General features: G+C 35.3%; 17 protein-coding genes. 8 read left to right on the top strand and 9 right to left on the bottom strand.

What is annotated here, in order from left to right; genetic code table 11:
• Positions 1-216 precede the first annotated feature (216 nt).
• Positions 217-1240, top strand: a protein-coding gene (locus METEV_RS11935) for an IS630 family transposase (protein ID WP_394296168.1) whose coding sequence is annotated in 2 segments (ribosomal slippage) — positions 217-684 and positions 686-1240 — 1023 coding nt in all. Because the reading frame shifts where the segments join, the coding sequence is not laid out codon by codon here.
• Between the two features lie 144 nt (positions 1241-1384).
• Positions 1385-1669, top strand: a complete 285-nt coding sequence (locus METEV_RS01950) for a helix-turn-helix domain-containing protein (protein WP_013193877.1) — start codon at positions 1385-1387, stop codon at positions 1667-1669.
• 18 nt (positions 1670-1687) lie between these two features.
• Here METEV_RS01950 and METEV_RS01945 read toward each other — a convergent pair whose 3' ends face one another.
• Both METEV_RS01945 and METEV_RS11930 read right to left on the bottom strand, forming a co-directional pair.
• Positions 1688-2614, bottom strand: a complete 927-nt coding sequence (locus METEV_RS01945) for a mechanosensitive ion channel family protein (protein WP_013193876.1) — start codon at positions 2612-2614, stop codon at positions 1688-1690.
• Between the two features lie 325 nt (positions 2615-2939).
• A protein-coding gene (locus METEV_RS11930; protein WP_157197256.1) for an IS1 family transposase occupies positions 2940-3622 on the bottom strand; the annotation gives its coding sequence in 2 pieces (ribosomal slippage) (positions 2940-3299 and positions 3302-3622; 681 coding nt in all).
• A 210-nt stretch (positions 3623-3832) separates the two neighbouring features.
• Here METEV_RS11930 and METEV_RS01930 point away from each other — a divergent pair.
• Genes METEV_RS01930 through METEV_RS12955 form a run of 3 tightly spaced genes read left to right on the top strand, consistent with a single transcriptional unit; the run spans position 3833 to position 4646 of the window.
• Positions 3833-4132, top strand: a complete 300-nt coding sequence (locus METEV_RS01930) for a hypothetical protein (RefSeq protein WP_013193873.1) — start codon at positions 3833-3835, stop codon at positions 4130-4132.
• A 53-nt stretch (positions 4133-4185) separates the two neighbouring features.
• A complete protein-coding gene (locus tag METEV_RS01925) occupies positions 4186-4539 on the top strand; it encodes a sensor histidine kinase (protein ID WP_049890872.1) in 354 nt (117 codons plus the stop codon).
• The gene (locus tag METEV_RS12955; RefSeq protein WP_083810094.1) at positions 4440-4646 is read left to right on the top strand and encodes an ATP-binding protein; all 207 of its coding nucleotides are present in this window, start codon (positions 4440-4442) and stop codon (positions 4644-4646) included. Before METEV_RS01925 ends, METEV_RS12955 begins: the two co-directional genes overlap by 100 nt.
• Positions 4647-4968: 322 nt before the next feature.
• On the opposite strand, the gene METEV_RS12215 is transcribed toward METEV_RS12955, so the two are convergent.
• Both METEV_RS12215 and METEV_RS12495 read right to left on the bottom strand, forming a co-directional pair.
• Complete coding sequence (locus METEV_RS12215; protein WP_198008153.1) at positions 4969-5112, bottom strand: peptidylprolyl isomerase; 144 nt, start codon at positions 5110-5112, stop codon at positions 4969-4971.
• Positions 5109-5306, bottom strand: a complete 198-nt coding sequence (locus METEV_RS12495; protein WP_049890871.1) for a hypothetical protein — start codon at positions 5304-5306, stop codon at positions 5109-5111. Before METEV_RS12495 ends, METEV_RS12215 begins: the two co-directional genes overlap by 4 nt.
• A gap of 47 nt (positions 5307-5353) precedes the next feature.
• Between METEV_RS12495 and METEV_RS01915 the strand changes: the two genes are divergently transcribed.
• On the top strand, positions 5354-6034 hold the full coding sequence (locus tag METEV_RS01915) for an ABC transporter ATP-binding protein (protein ID WP_013193872.1): 681 nt from the start codon (positions 5354-5356) through the stop codon (positions 6032-6034).
• Between the two features lie 50 nt (positions 6035-6084).
• Complete coding sequence (locus tag METEV_RS01910) at positions 6085-7251, top strand: ABC transporter permease (RefSeq protein ID WP_013193871.1); 1167 nt, start codon at positions 6085-6087, stop codon at positions 7249-7251.
• A gap of 4 nt (positions 7252-7255) precedes the next feature.
• Here METEV_RS01910 and METEV_RS01905 read toward each other — a convergent pair whose 3' ends face one another.
• From METEV_RS01905 to METEV_RS01895, 3 genes are all read right to left on the bottom strand, one after another.
• Positions 7256-8413, bottom strand: coding sequence for an ABC transporter permease (locus tag METEV_RS01905; RefSeq protein ID WP_013193870.1), 1158 nt, complete (start codon positions 8411-8413; stop codon positions 7256-7258).
• A 13-nt stretch (positions 8414-8426) separates the two neighbouring features.
• Entirely contained in the window at positions 8427-9494 is a 1068-nt protein-coding gene (locus METEV_RS01900) for a hypothetical protein (protein WP_049890869.1), read from the bottom strand.
• Positions 9495-9653: 159 nt separating this feature from the next.
• Positions 9654-10313 carry an FG-GAP repeat domain-containing protein gene (locus METEV_RS01895; RefSeq protein WP_232216897.1) on the bottom strand — a complete coding sequence of 220 codons (660 nt, stop codon included), beginning with the start codon at positions 10311-10313 and terminating at the stop codon, positions 9654-9656.
• 321 nt (positions 10314-10634) lie between these two features.
• Between METEV_RS01895 and iscB the strand changes: the two genes are divergently transcribed.
• Positions 10635-11951, top strand: coding sequence for an RNA-guided endonuclease IscB (gene iscB, locus METEV_RS01890; protein WP_013193868.1), 1317 nt, complete (start codon positions 10635-10637; stop codon positions 11949-11951).
• Here the strand turns inward: iscB and METEV_RS01885 are convergent.
• Both METEV_RS01885 and METEV_RS01880 read right to left on the bottom strand, forming a co-directional pair.
• Positions 11898-12386, bottom strand: a complete 489-nt coding sequence (locus tag METEV_RS01885) for an FG-GAP repeat domain-containing protein (protein WP_013193867.1) — start codon at positions 12384-12386, stop codon at positions 11898-11900. The two genes, iscB and METEV_RS01885, sit on opposite strands and share 54 nt — an antisense overlap.
• Before the next feature lie 279 nt (positions 12387-12665).
• On the bottom strand, positions 12666-15251 hold the full coding sequence (locus METEV_RS01880) for a PAS domain S-box protein (protein WP_157197254.1): 2586 nt from the start codon (positions 15249-15251) through the stop codon (positions 12666-12668).

The following is a 15251-nucleotide window of genomic DNA, read 5'->3' as shown; positions in this document are numbered from 1 at the left end:
CGTATGTTGTTGATTAAAGAAAAACAAATTTATATTGTTAACTTTTATAAAAACTAAAATTAAATTTATATGTGGTTTATAAGATACTTCGTCTTTTGATTCTTGTATATTCTGTATACAAATTTACTGAAAATTTTGCTTTTCCACTCTCCCCTTTTGTTTATCCATATATAGTCTAACACATAATATATGAACTATTACATCATATATCTTATTATGACAAAACCTGAACAAATACCCATTCAAAAGCATATTACATACGATGAACTTTTATACCTTATAAGACACGAGAAATACGCAAGGGTACTGACGAGATTATATTTTATCAAGTACCGCTATGAGGGTAACAGCGTAATAATTTCTTCTGAACGAGTGGGGATCTCGAGTCCAGTAGGTCATCGATGGCAGAAGAGATGGAATGAATCTGGATATGAGGGATTGATTCCGCGATACACCGGAGGAAGACCACCAAAACTCACACAGCAGCAGAAAGACCAGCTTAAACAGATACTTAAATCCAGGAATGGTTGGACTACAAATCAGGTTAGAGAACTCATAATCAATGAGTTCGGTGTGGAATATTGTCTTATGCAGATACGAAGGATTCTCAAAGAATTTGGTATGAAATACGCTAAGCCTTATCCACACGACTACCGAAAACCTGATGATGCCGACGAAATTTTAAAAAAACATTCCTGAATTGGATGAGAACACCATTATCGGATTCCTCGATGAAACTTCTCCACAGAATAATGCTAATACCCTGAGATTCTGGTCATTCAACAAACCCCAGATATACAGGAATACTTGGATTAAAGTAAACACTTTAGGGTTCTATGCGCTAAACGGCAAATCTGTAATCGAGTTCAGCCCACATTCAAAGAAAGAGGATGTATGTGAGTTCCTGATGAATATCAGGAAAAACAATCCTGATAAAAGGATTGTCATAATCCTTGATAACTTCAGATCGCATCATGCAAAAACTGTTGTTGAATGCGCAGCCAATAACGGTATCGAACTGGTATATCTGCCTCCATACTCTCCAGAACTAAATCCTATCGAGTTTATATGGAAAAGTATCAGGAGAGTAATATCCGGATTCTTCGCCATCGATACAGATCACATGAAACAGCTGATTTATGAAGCGTTCATGCAATTATCAGCAAATATCAGTTTTGCAAAAGGTTGGATAAAGGAGTTTATTGTGGATAAATTTATACAACGAAAGTTATGTTACTGACTATAATCAAGGTTAAAATTTATTTTAATGACATCACTGTTAGATTTTTTTGTTTTTTTAAAAGTAAATTTAAATCATAGTTAACAAATATACATAATCAGGATAATTTGTTTTTAAAGATTTTTTATTGAGGGGAGTGAATGGATGCCGACAGACACTGGAACTGACATAAAAGATTACAAACAAATAAGAAATGACATAAAAAAACATCTAAAGGAATCAGATATCACGATAGGAGATTTAGCTAATCGTTTTGGTGTAAGCAAAGTATTTGTCAGGGAAATAAAACGGGAGTTGAGAACTCAAAATCAAGCATATTTTCAACGTAATATTCCTGATAAAAATAACTGGTTCTACTGTTATAAATGTAAGGTCTATATACCAGCATGTAACTACAAAGCATGCGAATATTATCCATGTAAAAAATAAAGGTTTGGAAGAGAGAATTTATTCTCTCTTCTCTTTGGCGTAAGCCACGATTGCATCTTTGATGCCAAACCTAAACGCAATTATTATTGCGATACCCCATGCAAGCGGTTGTATAACGAAATTGAATACACCGATATTGACAAGCATGGTGTCAAGGGCTATGAATATTACAAGAAGGAATAGCACTCCTTTAAGTAGAGGAAGCAGAACATCTGCACTCCCTACATTCATCCCTTTCAGGAAACCATCCAGATATTTCTCAAACATTCCCAATGCTAGAATACCTGCAAGCAGTATCAAGATACCGGCTGCAAGGTTTGGAACATATTCTACCATCTGTCCAATGAGATTTGCGATAATATCCAATTGAAGGATATTAAGTGCAGCTGCTAAAAACAGCAGGTAACCAAACAGTTTTACGAATCCAGATATAAGTCCAGATGCACTGGTACCACTTTCTTTCATTGAACTTCCTATAGAACTTTCAGCGATTTTATCATCAAGTCCTGCAGCACTCAAAGCTTTTTTTACAACATCTGCAAGGAAGTCTATTACAATGAAACCAATAACAATCACTATTGCAGCAGAAGCAATCAGTGGTAGAAATGCAATCACATCGGTTATGAAATCACTGACTATCTGTATATTCAGCATATCTACAATTATTACTGCAAATATGAGATATACAAACCATCGTATAACAGCATCAAAAAATCCAACCGTTGTCATGGCCGAATTTTTAATCATTTTTCCGACTACGGTTTTGTCCAGTAAATTGTCCAGACCAATCTTATCCAGTATCTTTGACCCAAGTTTACCCAATCCTTTACCGGTGTATTTTCCTACTATCAAAAGGACAATAATTGCTACAAGCATCGGGATAAACTCGATAAATTGGCTTGCAGCGTTGTATAAACTATCCATTATTGGTGTATGTACTGCCATATTATTTACTCCCCCTGTTATATTACATTTAATATTTTTAGCACAATTGTATATAAAAAGTTAAGAAACTGCATTAAGAATATATCTTTAGATTAACAGGATTGAAAATAATATATCAAGTATTCAAAAATATACGATATAGGACTTGACACATCAATTATTAAACGTAATTTAGTTTCAGAACAATGTTTCTAAAATAATAACAGATGATAATTATTTAAACCAAGAAAACATAATTATATACAGTGTCTGCAGGATATTCCCCCCACTTTTTAACCCCCTATTAAGACTTTTTTTATCCTGCAGATTTCAATATATGGCATTGTTAATCAATCATAGTTAATTCATTATTTCTGTACTTCATCAATAGAAGTATAGAATATTTTAACATTTCAAGACTCTTAGTATAACACTTTGTTTTTCTCCGCAACCTTGCCAGAAAGTGTCTAAATATGCTGTTATATCCTTCTACTGTGAATGTTTCTGATTTTGATTTTATATGAATATCACCTGGAATGAACTCAGCGTATGCTTTCCAGTAATCCGTCATTCCTTGCCTGATGTCAATTCCCTTTAGTTTATCCCAAAGTTTCATTCCCGTTTCTGTTCCTCTACTGCCAAACGAGCAGTTGATGAATTTTTTCCCAACTCTATCAACAGCAATCCAGATCCAGCAATATTTTTTTTATTTGCGATGTATGTATGCAGTTCATCCAATTCAACAATATCCATCTCATTTTCGCTTTTCAGGTCCTCTAATTCCTGTCCAAATTTCTTTATCCACTTTTGAACAGATACGTGACTTACACCTAAAAAACGTCCTATCGACCGAAACCCCAATCCTTCAAGATATAGCTGCAATGCCTGTCGTTTAACAGATTGAGGAAAAGCAGTGGATTTAAGTTCTACTGAAAAGTTATATCCGCAGTCATGGCATTTGTAACGTTGGCGGCCATTGACTTTACCATTCTTTTTATGATTAAAACTATTACACTTAGGACAGTTCACATAGATATATTGGCGGTTATAGTATATAACACTATTTGGATACCAATGCCCAATATATTATTATTAATTGTCTACAATATCCTTGCACACAATAATCGTTTTCAATCACCAATAAGGTAAAGTCTTTTCATTTTATCCTGAATATATTTATATGTCTAAAAACAAATATTTATGCTCACAGTTAATAAAGGTAGGGGAATAACTTAATCCATGCAATTTTTGAAATACTTTTACAGCAAGAAATTAATTATATCTATAACATTAAGACTTGGTCTACTTATATTAATTATTGAGGGTATTATCGATTACATCGAACCTGACGCTACCTATTCTTCCTACAATCTTTTAATCTATGTACTGATTTTTCCAATTTTTATTCTGTTTGGTATAACTATAGCAAACGCCATGGACGAGTCTAAAAAGCTGAACCGAGTTATGAAGGCAATCATTGATGTTAACCAGATTATTATAAGAGAAAAATACAGACCGTCTTATACAAAAAACCTGTGAAACATTAACCCAATCAAAAGTATTTACTGGCGCATGGATAGTCCTTCTAGATAATGAAAAAAATATCAATACCTGAATTCATTGAAGATTTAAAAACAGAATTATCTTCTTTTGCTTTTGAAAAGGGTTTAACTTTGGATACAGATATTAACTTGGATACAAACTATATCTATGCAGACAAGGTGAAACTTAGACAGATACTTCACAATCTTTTATACAATAGCATAAAGTTTACATCTGAAGGTTCAGTTACTATCGAAATTAATCAGACAGAATATAATCACCAGTTCTTGTTGTTGATACCGGTATCGGAATTCCTGAAGAAAAACAGGACGAAATATTTGAATCATTTAAACAAGCGGATTCTGGTACTACTCGAAAGTTTGGAGGAGCTGGTCTTGGTTTAACTCTTGTCAAAAAACTGGTGGAAATGCACAGTGGGAATATATGGGTTGAAAGTGAACCTGGTAAAGGAAGTAGATTTACATTTATAATTCCAAGAAAACAGAATTGACTGAAAAAAGGATAAAGATATTATTGCCCTCTTCACAACCGCCAATCTCGGCTATTTTATGTATAATATTTTTAATCTTCTTCGCTGAAAAAATCATCTAATTATGTCATTTCATCTTCAAGCAACATTGACAGTATATCGGTCATTTCATCGACTGGAAGCTTTTCTCTAAAAACTTTTCACAGTGGTTAAGTACGGTGATATTGTCATTATTTCCTATTTGTTTAAAAGGATAGATTCAATGGATTGTTGCCATTGCAATAATTCATAGATTGGTCTCTAATTAGAATTTATTACAGGAATTGGTCAGTAGAGTTTATACTCAAATAGTTTTCCAGACTATAGGTATGGTTTTAGTGGAGTTCTTGAATTGTTCTATTGTCAGTGACTGCACCCTACTTTCACGGTATTTTCCATATACAACATCAGGCGGTAGAGTAAGGGTTTTGTTTTCTCCTTCTGTCATCCCGAGTATCCCTGTATTAATACCTGGCAGCATTTATTTTGAACCGACTTTAAACTCCATGAGTATGTAATCTTTACCTCCTTCTTATAAGTACCTCTTTCTTTAACTACTTCTTCCATGAGAGTACCAAACATGGTGCCATTTTCATACATTCCTATGTAATAGATTTTACCAGTTTCATTTTTGTTAACCATTAGGAATTAATTACTTTTAAATCCAGTGTACTGTTAGAAATTTGTTCATGTACAACCAGTACCTTATAGAAATAAAAAACTTGAACAAAATATATTCTGATGGTACAGAAGTAAAAGCTCTGGATGGTGTTAATCTTACTATAAAACATGGTGAATTTATGGCAATCGTGGGCCCTTCAGGCTCGGGTAAGAGTACACTTTTGCATATTCTAGGTATTTTGGATACACCTACTCAAGGTTCAATAATAATAGATAATAAAAATATAACCAGTATGTCTGACAAAGAACGTTCCAAAGCTAGAAATAAAATGCTGGGTTTTATTTTCCAGTATCACAACTTATTACCTGATTTTACAGCTCTTGAAAATGTTATGATACCTCTCCTTATATCGGGTTACAGTAAAAATGAGGCAAAAGAATCTGCACAGAATATGCTTAAGGAAGTTGGACTTGAAGATCGCATGTACCACAAACCCGGTGAACTTTCAGGGGGTCAAAACCAACGTGTATCGGTTGCAAGAGCGCTGGTAAATAACCCGACAATTGTTATAGGTGATGAACCTACCGGAAACCTTGATACAAAAACAAGTGACAGAATATATGAACTTCTGAGAAAACTTAACCGTGAACGCGGTCAAACGTTCATACTCGTTACACATGACGAAAATATGGCTAAAAAAACCGACCGTATAGAAAGATTAATTGATGGAAAAATTGTCAACTCGTAAAAAACAATAACAGAGTTAAAAATATATCATACAAAAACAAACAGATATCCATGTATGAATTCGCCATTGCATTTCGACACATAAGTTCACGAAGGCGACATTCAATATTTTCTGTGCTTTCTGTAGCACTGGCAATTGCTATGATAGTTGTCCTGATGTCAATGGTTTCAGGTTTCAGGATAGAACTCATTGACAGCACAACCGAAAATTCGCCACATATAATCGTTAATCCAGAAAGCGATGATGAGTTTATACATCTTTACCGGCATCTCGATAAGATTATAAAACAGCATGAGGGTGTTGTGGCTACATCACCTTATTTTGAAAAACAGGTCGCTCTTGATTATAAAGACAATTCTCACGGAGTTAAACTTAAAGGTGTAAATCCTGATGCAGAAATGAATGTTATGCATGTAGATGATGATATCATTAAAGGCAGTTTTACAGATTTATCCACTATCCGTAATGGAATAATTCTTGGTGACAAACTGGCAGAAAACCTTGAAGTAGACCTTGGTGAACGGGTTGATGCTTCATCTCCAGTTTCTGGTTCTGTTTCTTTCAAAGTCGTAGGAATAATGGATACTGGAACGCCTAAAGATGAAACACTCGCTTATTCAAAACTGGATGATGTACAGGATTTTTCCGATGAAAACGATGTAGTAACAGGGATAGGTGTACGTGTTCAGGATATATATCAGGCTGATAACATCGCTTTTTACATAGAGGATAATTCTGCATATGAGGCTGAAAGCTGGTTGGAATCAAATGCTGAAATCCTTGAACTGCTGAACACACAACTGGTATTCTCATGGATACTATACACGCTGATATATATTACCGCAGGATTCGGTATAGCGAACACACTAATAACAGTCGTCATGGAGAAGAAAAGAGAAATCGGCATGTTAAAAGCAATGGGTGCCACCCGTTCAAGTATCCTCCTGATTTTTATATCCGAATCTACAATACTTGGCACAGCAGGCGTACTTTCGGGTTGTATTTTGGGATACCTGTTGGCTGCTTTGATAGATGCATACAGCATCCAGATACCAAGCGAAGTTTATCTAGGTCTAACTACACTACCTGTAAACATAGAAATAATGAATTTTGTATATGCTACAGTTTTTGCATTTATTATCAATATAATCGCAGGTGTGTATCCCGCAAACCGTGCCGCAAAACTTGACCCTGTTGATGCAATTGAAAATGCCTGAGCCATCACCCTGATATAGCTTCCACAGGATTTAGACTTGCTGCTTTATGAGCTGGATATACTCCTGCTATAAGATTCAGCAGGAAAACAGCCGTAACGGTAATAGTAACATCCAGTGGTCTTACCACAACCGGTATTGATGTAAGACCTCCATATAAACCGGCAGGTATTGGATAATTACCGATTGATAGGGCTATAATTATACCAAATATTGTACCTGTTACTGCTCCTATCAGCCCCAATATACCGCTTTCAAGAATAAAAATAAGACGTATATTTGATTTGCCCATACCCATTGCTCTAAAAATTCCGATTTCTTTTTTCTTTTCAAGAACCGTCATATTGAGGTTGCTCACAACACCAAATGAAGCAATAATAACAATTAACCCCAGCATGATATTGTTGGACATGGTTTCTATAGCTATGGTTCTCAAAATTTCTGGATTGGTTTCAGTCCATCCTGATGCCTCATAACCCATCTTCTGTATATTATCTGCAATTTTTCTGTCATTGTTGACATTTCTGATTCTTAAAGATACACCATTAACAACATCTGAGGTTCCATAAAAATCTTGAGCGGTTTTTAACGATGTATAGATCAAATCTCGGTCATCATCACTGCCTGTATCATAAACACCCACTATCTTTAACGATACTGGGTTTGCATCCGGAAATGATGCATCTACAACATCCCCAATCTTTGCATTTATTTCGGGTAAAAGGTCATCACCCACAACAATACTGTTTTTAGTGTATTTTAGTTCAGAAAAATTTCCTTTTATTATGTCTCTGTTAATCTGTGAGACCTCTGTTTCACGTTCAGGAACAATTCCTTTTAAAATTACATTCTGTGTGTCATCTTTATGTTTAACAATTGCTTCTCCTGTAAGATATGGTGAAACACCTGTTACACCCTCAATTTTGCCGACACTATTTATAAGATTCTTGTAAAGATGAATATAATTGTTCCCATCCTCAGGCGATATGGTTACATGTGCCAATTCATCCACTGTTGTATCATAGAGTTCTTCAGTAAATCCTGCCATAAACCCCTGTGAGATTACAATCATCATTACTGCAATCCCGATTGCTCCTACAGAAAGAAATGTTTGGCGTTTCCTGCTGGTTATGTATTTAATAGCAATGAAAAGTTCATAATGCATACCGCCCACCAGATTATTTACGTATCCAATACATTACAGCAATTGTGGTAAAAATCATTAAAGAATCAAAAATCAGAAATCCAGGTACCGGCTTTCCTGCCTCTTTTTCTTCATCCTTTTTATCAGAGGTTTGTCTGTAATCAGATTCTATTATTGTCTCTTTTTTATCAATCAAATCTCCATCATTACCCACTAATTCAACTGTTAATTTATAAATCCCTTTAGGCAAAGTATTGTTCCAAATAACCTCTACAGTTTCATCTTCTCCATCAAGGAGAACCGGTGACTTTTTTACTGCAGACTCTACAACTTTTACAGAGCCGCTTTTGTTTTTTAAAACTCTGAATTCCAAATATCCGCTAAATGGTACCTGTGACTTTCCTGCGATAGTAACACTTGAACCAACTTCATCTTTGTAAATATCAGTTATAACTGCATTATCTTTTGCAGTAAATGAAGTCATAAATGCATGAACATCATTGACAGGTGTATGGAGGTTGATTTTCAAACGCCCATGATACACTCTGTTATTTTTAAGAATTACTCCCCATCTTTTTCTTAATTCAACCGATCGGCTGTGTATACTGACCTTCATATCTTCTGCTGTATAGATAACTTCAGAACCATTGACAAGCATATATTCTATATCTGCTATTACAGACTCTCTCGGGTTAACTATCAGATTCAATCCATTTGAATCTGATACAACATCATCTACCGTAATTCTTGGTATCGCAGGACTGCCGAAATGGAAACTGTGGTTTTTAGAATCGACTATTGAACTATTTTGTATTAATCGGGCAGAAACTTTATAAGAACTTTCATCAGGATTTTTAATATCCCATGATACAACCCTTATATTCTTTGATTCAGGTTCCAGTTCATCGATAAACAGTCGTTTTTCATCAACAAAGTTGCCATCATCGAATAACTGCAAGCTAAGAATAAGGTTCTGGATTGTTGTCTCTGATTTTATTGTAACATCACAGGAATTTATATCTGAATAAATATTAGATATTTTTGCATTACTGGATTCATATCCAGCTGATACAGTACTGAACGCCACCAACAACAGAATCATTAAAAATATTTTGCAAATAAACTCTGGTATCTGTTTATTGTTCATTATTTTTAAATTGTTAAATTATTATATATAAAACAAATCCCGATAACCGGTAGAATTGAAATTATTAATAGAGATTGTAGTTAGCAATGATTACTTTTTGTCTACTTTGTTCTATTAACCCATGTTACTAACTGTTTCCAATGCCTTAAAGTGAGCTTGCAAAATTTGTTTTACTGATTGTAGAAGATCTTGAATAAATTCCTTATCACATCGTTCTTGTTCATCAGCCTTTTGAGATGCTCGTTGAACAACTTGTTCCATCTTTTCCATTCTTTCCGACATCACATCTTCCATTGCTACTTCGTATTGGAAATGTGTCTGAGAAGCTGAACTACTATCATCAAAACTTGAAACTTCATCGTTATTTGCAAATTGAGGGCTAATCCTCATATAAGAATTGAATTTACCAGTTTCGTCAACAAAATATATTTTAAATGCATGATGTTTATTTATGGTTATAAAAACCAGATTATTTTCTTTATTAAAATCAGAAATAATTATATCAATCGTATTTGTGGCATTCCCATTTATTTCATGAGCGATGAAATTTCCTTCGCCATTGTTTTCATACCAGTAGTTTTTATCTCCGTTGTTACCAGTTACAATATCCAGATTTCCATAATTATCGATATCTTCAATTCTTACGGAGTACGTATTTTTAGTATTCTCGTGCACGACATGAGCAGTAAAATTTCCTTTGCCATTACCTTCATACCAATAATTTTTTTGACCCTTGTTACCAGAAACAAAATCTAGATTACCATCATTATTAATGTCTGCTGTTGTTATTGAAAGTGTGTTTTTGTGTTCCTGTGTATCTCATGTAAAGTCAATAACCCACCTCTAAAGAGGTGGGCTTGTCGATGAGGCAAGCCCTGATTGACCAGACTGAGTTCCCTCAACCAAAAGGGAACTACGTTATCCCGGCTATGATACCCTCGGATGCTTCCTTAGTCCGTTGGTCTATCGCATAGCATTAAACAGTCCTTAGAGGTAGGGACAGTGTGCATGCATAACAAACCGGGATAACTTTGTCGAAGGGAGACGGCTGATAAGCCGCGTAACCTGCATCAAGCAGAGAAAGGAGTAATATCCATGGTATTCGTATTGAACAAAAATAAAAAACCTTTAACACCGTGCCATCCAGCCAAAGCTAGAATTCTGCTGAAAGCTGGAAAGGCTACTATACACAAAAAGTATCCATTTACAATAAGACTGAAAGAACTGAAATCTGATGACGTAAAAGATGATTTCAGACTAAAGATAGATTATGGCTCAAGATACACTGGATTAGCCATACTGAAGAACAACAAAGATGTAATCTGGTTGGATCAAGTCCATCACAGAACTGATATTAAAAAGAAATTAGACGATAGGAGGAATTTCAGACGCAGAAGAAGATCACAAAACCTGAGATACAGGAAACCCAGATTTGATAACAGGAAAAAACCTGAAGGATGGCTTCCGCCGTCTCTACAGAGCAGAGTTGATAATATCCAGACATGGATAACAAGATTGAGAGAACTGGTTCCAATCAACTGTTTGTCTTATGAAAATGTTAACTTTGATACTCAACTGATGCAGAACCCTGAAATCAAAGGTGTTGAATACCAGCAAGGAACTTTGCAGGGCTACAATGTCAGGGAATATCTGCTGGAAAAGTTCCAGAGAACCTGTGCTTATTGCGGTAAACAGGATGTACAGTTAGAAATAGAACATATCGTACCGAGAAGCAGAGGTGGTTCTAATAGAGTATCCAATCTGACAATCGCATGCCATGATTGTAACCAGAGAAAAAGTAACCTGACTGCTGAAGAATTCGGTCATCCTGAAGTGTATGAGAAAGCTAAAAAGCCTATGAAAGATGCTGCTGTAATCAACGCTACCAAAGATAAAGTCCTTGATGTACTGAAAAACACAGGGCTACCGATAGAATGCGGTACAGGTGCTCTAACCAAGATGAATAGGATAAAACTGAACCTGCCGAAAGACCATCACTTTGATGCATGCTGTGTAGGAGAATCCACACCGGATGAACTCAGATTCAAAACTAACAGCGTCCTGCATATACATGCTAAAGGTAGAGGTAGCTACAAAAGATGTAAACTGGACAAATACGGTTTTCCGAGAAAACCTGCACCAAGAATCAAATACATATTTGGTTTTCAATCAGGAGACATCATAAAAGCGATAGTTGAGAAAGGGAAGTATAAAGGCACATGGAAAGGTGCTGTAGCATGCAGAAGTAATGGATATTTCGACATCAAAAATGGTACTAAAAAGATTGCACAGGGTATAAATCATAAATATTTCAAACTTGTGCAGAGATTTGATGGATATACCTATCAACTAGACAGATTAAACCTGAACAAAAATACAAATACCGACGGTCGCAATTCCTCCCACTGTTAAAACAGTGGGCTTCCTTGCGACATTTCTCGTGAACTCTCCGGTTCCATCACCTTCATACCAGTAATTTATTCCATCATTACCGGCCATGATATCATTGTTTCCATCTCTATTTATATCACACACAGACAATGAATTAGTATGATCAGAATTATCGTGTATTTTATATCCTTCAAACTTGCCTGTCTCAGTACCTTCATACAAATAGTTCACACCGTGTTTATAGACTACGATATCCTTTATACCATCGTTGTTAATATCAGTTACACTTAAAGATCTGGTATATTCAGGGTTACCATGTGGTAAATTTTCAAATCCTTCAAATCCTTTTGTTGCTTTTTGACCTATTGAATTTATATCATCTGCTGTTGTTGCACTTATACTAAAGATAAATGTTATTACCAGTATTGCTCCAATGATTAGTTTTCGTTTATCCAATTTTATCACCTAATTTTTATTTTTAAATAGAATACTTGATAATAAAAAACTTTGCATAATTCTGGAACTTTTTTTCTAATCGAAAACAACAAATAAATTTAGCATTTTTTGGGCAACTGGTTAACTTTTTGTGCAAACTCAAGGATATAAAATCCTAAAAACAGAGGATTGAAAACTGTTAGTTTACAGAAAAAACCAACATGACAACAAACGTTGTTAATTGTCAGGTTACCAGAAACAGAGGTACCTGACATCAAATTAATTGCAAGAAAAAATACATTATCTGTTATCAGGTATAGTAAAAGTAAACCTGCTGCCCTTTTTAATTTCACTTTCAACCCATATTTGTCCTCCATGCATATTCACAAGTTTGTTAACCAGTGCAAGACCAAGTCCTGTGCCCTGATATTTTCTGGCTGGTCCGGAGTCCAGCTGTTTGAATGAATCAAATATAGCTTCATGACTACCTTTTGGTATTCCTATACCGGTATCGATGACTGAGAACTGAACGTCATCCTCGTTTTGGCTAACTTCCAGTGTTATCGACCCTTCCTCTGTAAATTTTACAGCATTATACAAAAGATTGGATAAAATCTGTTTGATTTTTATGTAATCCGCGTATATGTAGTTTAGACCAGAATCAACACGGCTATGCAGTATCAGAACTTTGTTAGAAACAAAAGGTTGTATATACTCTTTTAAATCGTTAACAAGTTCGATGATGGATATTCTTTCATAATTAAGCCCGGATTTACCGGATTCTATTTTTGATAAATCGAGTATATCGGTAATCAGGTCAAGCAGGTGTTTACCATTGTTATGCACCCTGGACAAATACATTTTCTGGCTTTCATTTAAGTCACCTGCTTTGCCTTTAAGCAGGACATCAGAAAACCCTATTATGGAAGTGAGAGGTGTTCTGAGCTCATGGTTAACATTTGCCAGTATATCGCTTTTTGCCTGACTTGCCGCCTCTGCTTCGAGTTTGGCATTAATCAGGTTCTCTTCGGCTTCTTTCTGGACAGTCATATCTCGGGAGAACCCCAGAATAACGGGTTTTCCGTTTAAATCTATAAGGGTCATCCTTAATTCTGCAGGATAGACGCTTCCATCTTTCCTTTTGCGGGATGTTTCTATATGTACAGAATTATTCTGTGACAGACCATACCAGTATTTTCTGTAGGTTTCGATATTATTTTCAGGGTCGATATCTGTAATATTCATCGACAACAATTCATTTTTTGTGTATCCAAGTTTTTCACAGGCAAGGTTGTTTACATAAAGTATGTTACCGTCAAAATCGTAAGCTATGATAACGTCAGCAGCCTGTTCTGTAACTTTCCTGAACTTTTCCTCACTTTTCTTCAACTCATGTTCAAATTCTTTACTTTTGGTGATGTCATTGATTATACAAATCGTCCTGCTGTAATTGCCGTTGATTTTGTCTACACCTGATGAATTTATAAGAACATCAATAAGTTCACCGTCTTTTCTGACCATTTTGTATTCTTTGTTGTAAGAAAACCCGTAGTTGAGGATTTCATGGAGTATTTCAAAACTTTTGTTAACATAATCAGGATGAATTATTTTTGTCATTGATTGACCTATAACCTCTTCCTTTTCATATCCGAGAATATTTTTTATCTGGTTATTACAATCAACTATAGTTCCGTTTTCATCTACAGAGGTTATCAAACTCGCAGCAGTTTCAAATATAGAACGATATCGCTCTTCGCTTTTCTCCAGTGCTTGAAACGCCTTGCTGTTCTTCAAAGCTATTGCAGCGTATTCACCAAACGTTTTAGCAAGTTGAGCATCATTATCCGTAAATCCCCCTTCTTTATAGGCAAACCCCATAAAACCTAATGTTTTTCCATCCACAGTTAATGGAGATATAAGGACATTAGGCAAATTCATATGACATTCCGGCATATATTTAACCCTATTACTGTTCATGAAATCATTATCATAAACCACATCACCAGTACGGGATACTTCAGCACTTAAACCTCTTACTGGAATTGGAAGATCAATATCAACAGAACACGGCATTCCTCCATCCTCCAAAAACAGAATTTCATTCTCATCTCCTGTATCAGATAATAGGGATACATATCCTGCTTTTGCTCCTAAAAGTCTGGAACATGAATCAAAGATGTACCTCGCTGCTGTGTTGAAATCATTTACCTCCAGAATAGTACGGGTTGCATTCAAAAGTTCATTAATTTCTTTTTCTCTTTCATGTGAATTATATAAAGCATGTTCGAGGTTGGATTCAGTATTCTTCTGCTTTGTTATATCTTCGATGGCTGCTATCATGCCGTCAAAATTACCATATTTATCAAATATAGGTGCAGCATTTATAGACAAATATATCCTTTTGCCGTTTTTCCATTCAATCGCATGCTGAACATCGTATACAGGTTGATGATATTTTTTAACCAGTTCAAATGGTAGTTCATCCTGTGGAAAATCATTTCCATCATAATCCGTGATCTTCCATTTTACATCATCATAAGTTCTTCTATTAATATCATTTTTAGACAAACCCAGAACTTTCTCAGCGGTATGGTTAGCATATATAATGTTTCCGGATTTGTCTAAATGCGTTATAGAAATCGGACTCGTTTCTGCTACTCTTTCAAAAAACTTCTTTTCTTTTCGCAAATCTTCCTGAACTTTTTTGCGTTCGCTGATATCCAGGAAATTTACTAAAACTTTAGACTCGTTTTCAACTTTGATGGGTGAAGTGGATAGGAGAAAGGTAAGGTGATTTATACATCCACCAATCATAAACGGCAAACTTGCTTCTACATTGTAGTGGCTTTTACCAGTTTCCAACGTGTCAAGAACAGTTTTCCTCAC

Origin of the sequence: Methanohalobium evestigatum Z-7303 (assembly GCF_000196655.1) — an archaeon.
GTDB lineage: Archaea > Halobacteriota > Methanosarcinia > Methanosarcinales > Methanosarcinaceae > Methanohalobium > Methanohalobium evestigatum.
Note: the sequence above shows the minus strand (reverse complement) of the source record. Positions and strands in the feature narration are given on the sequence as shown.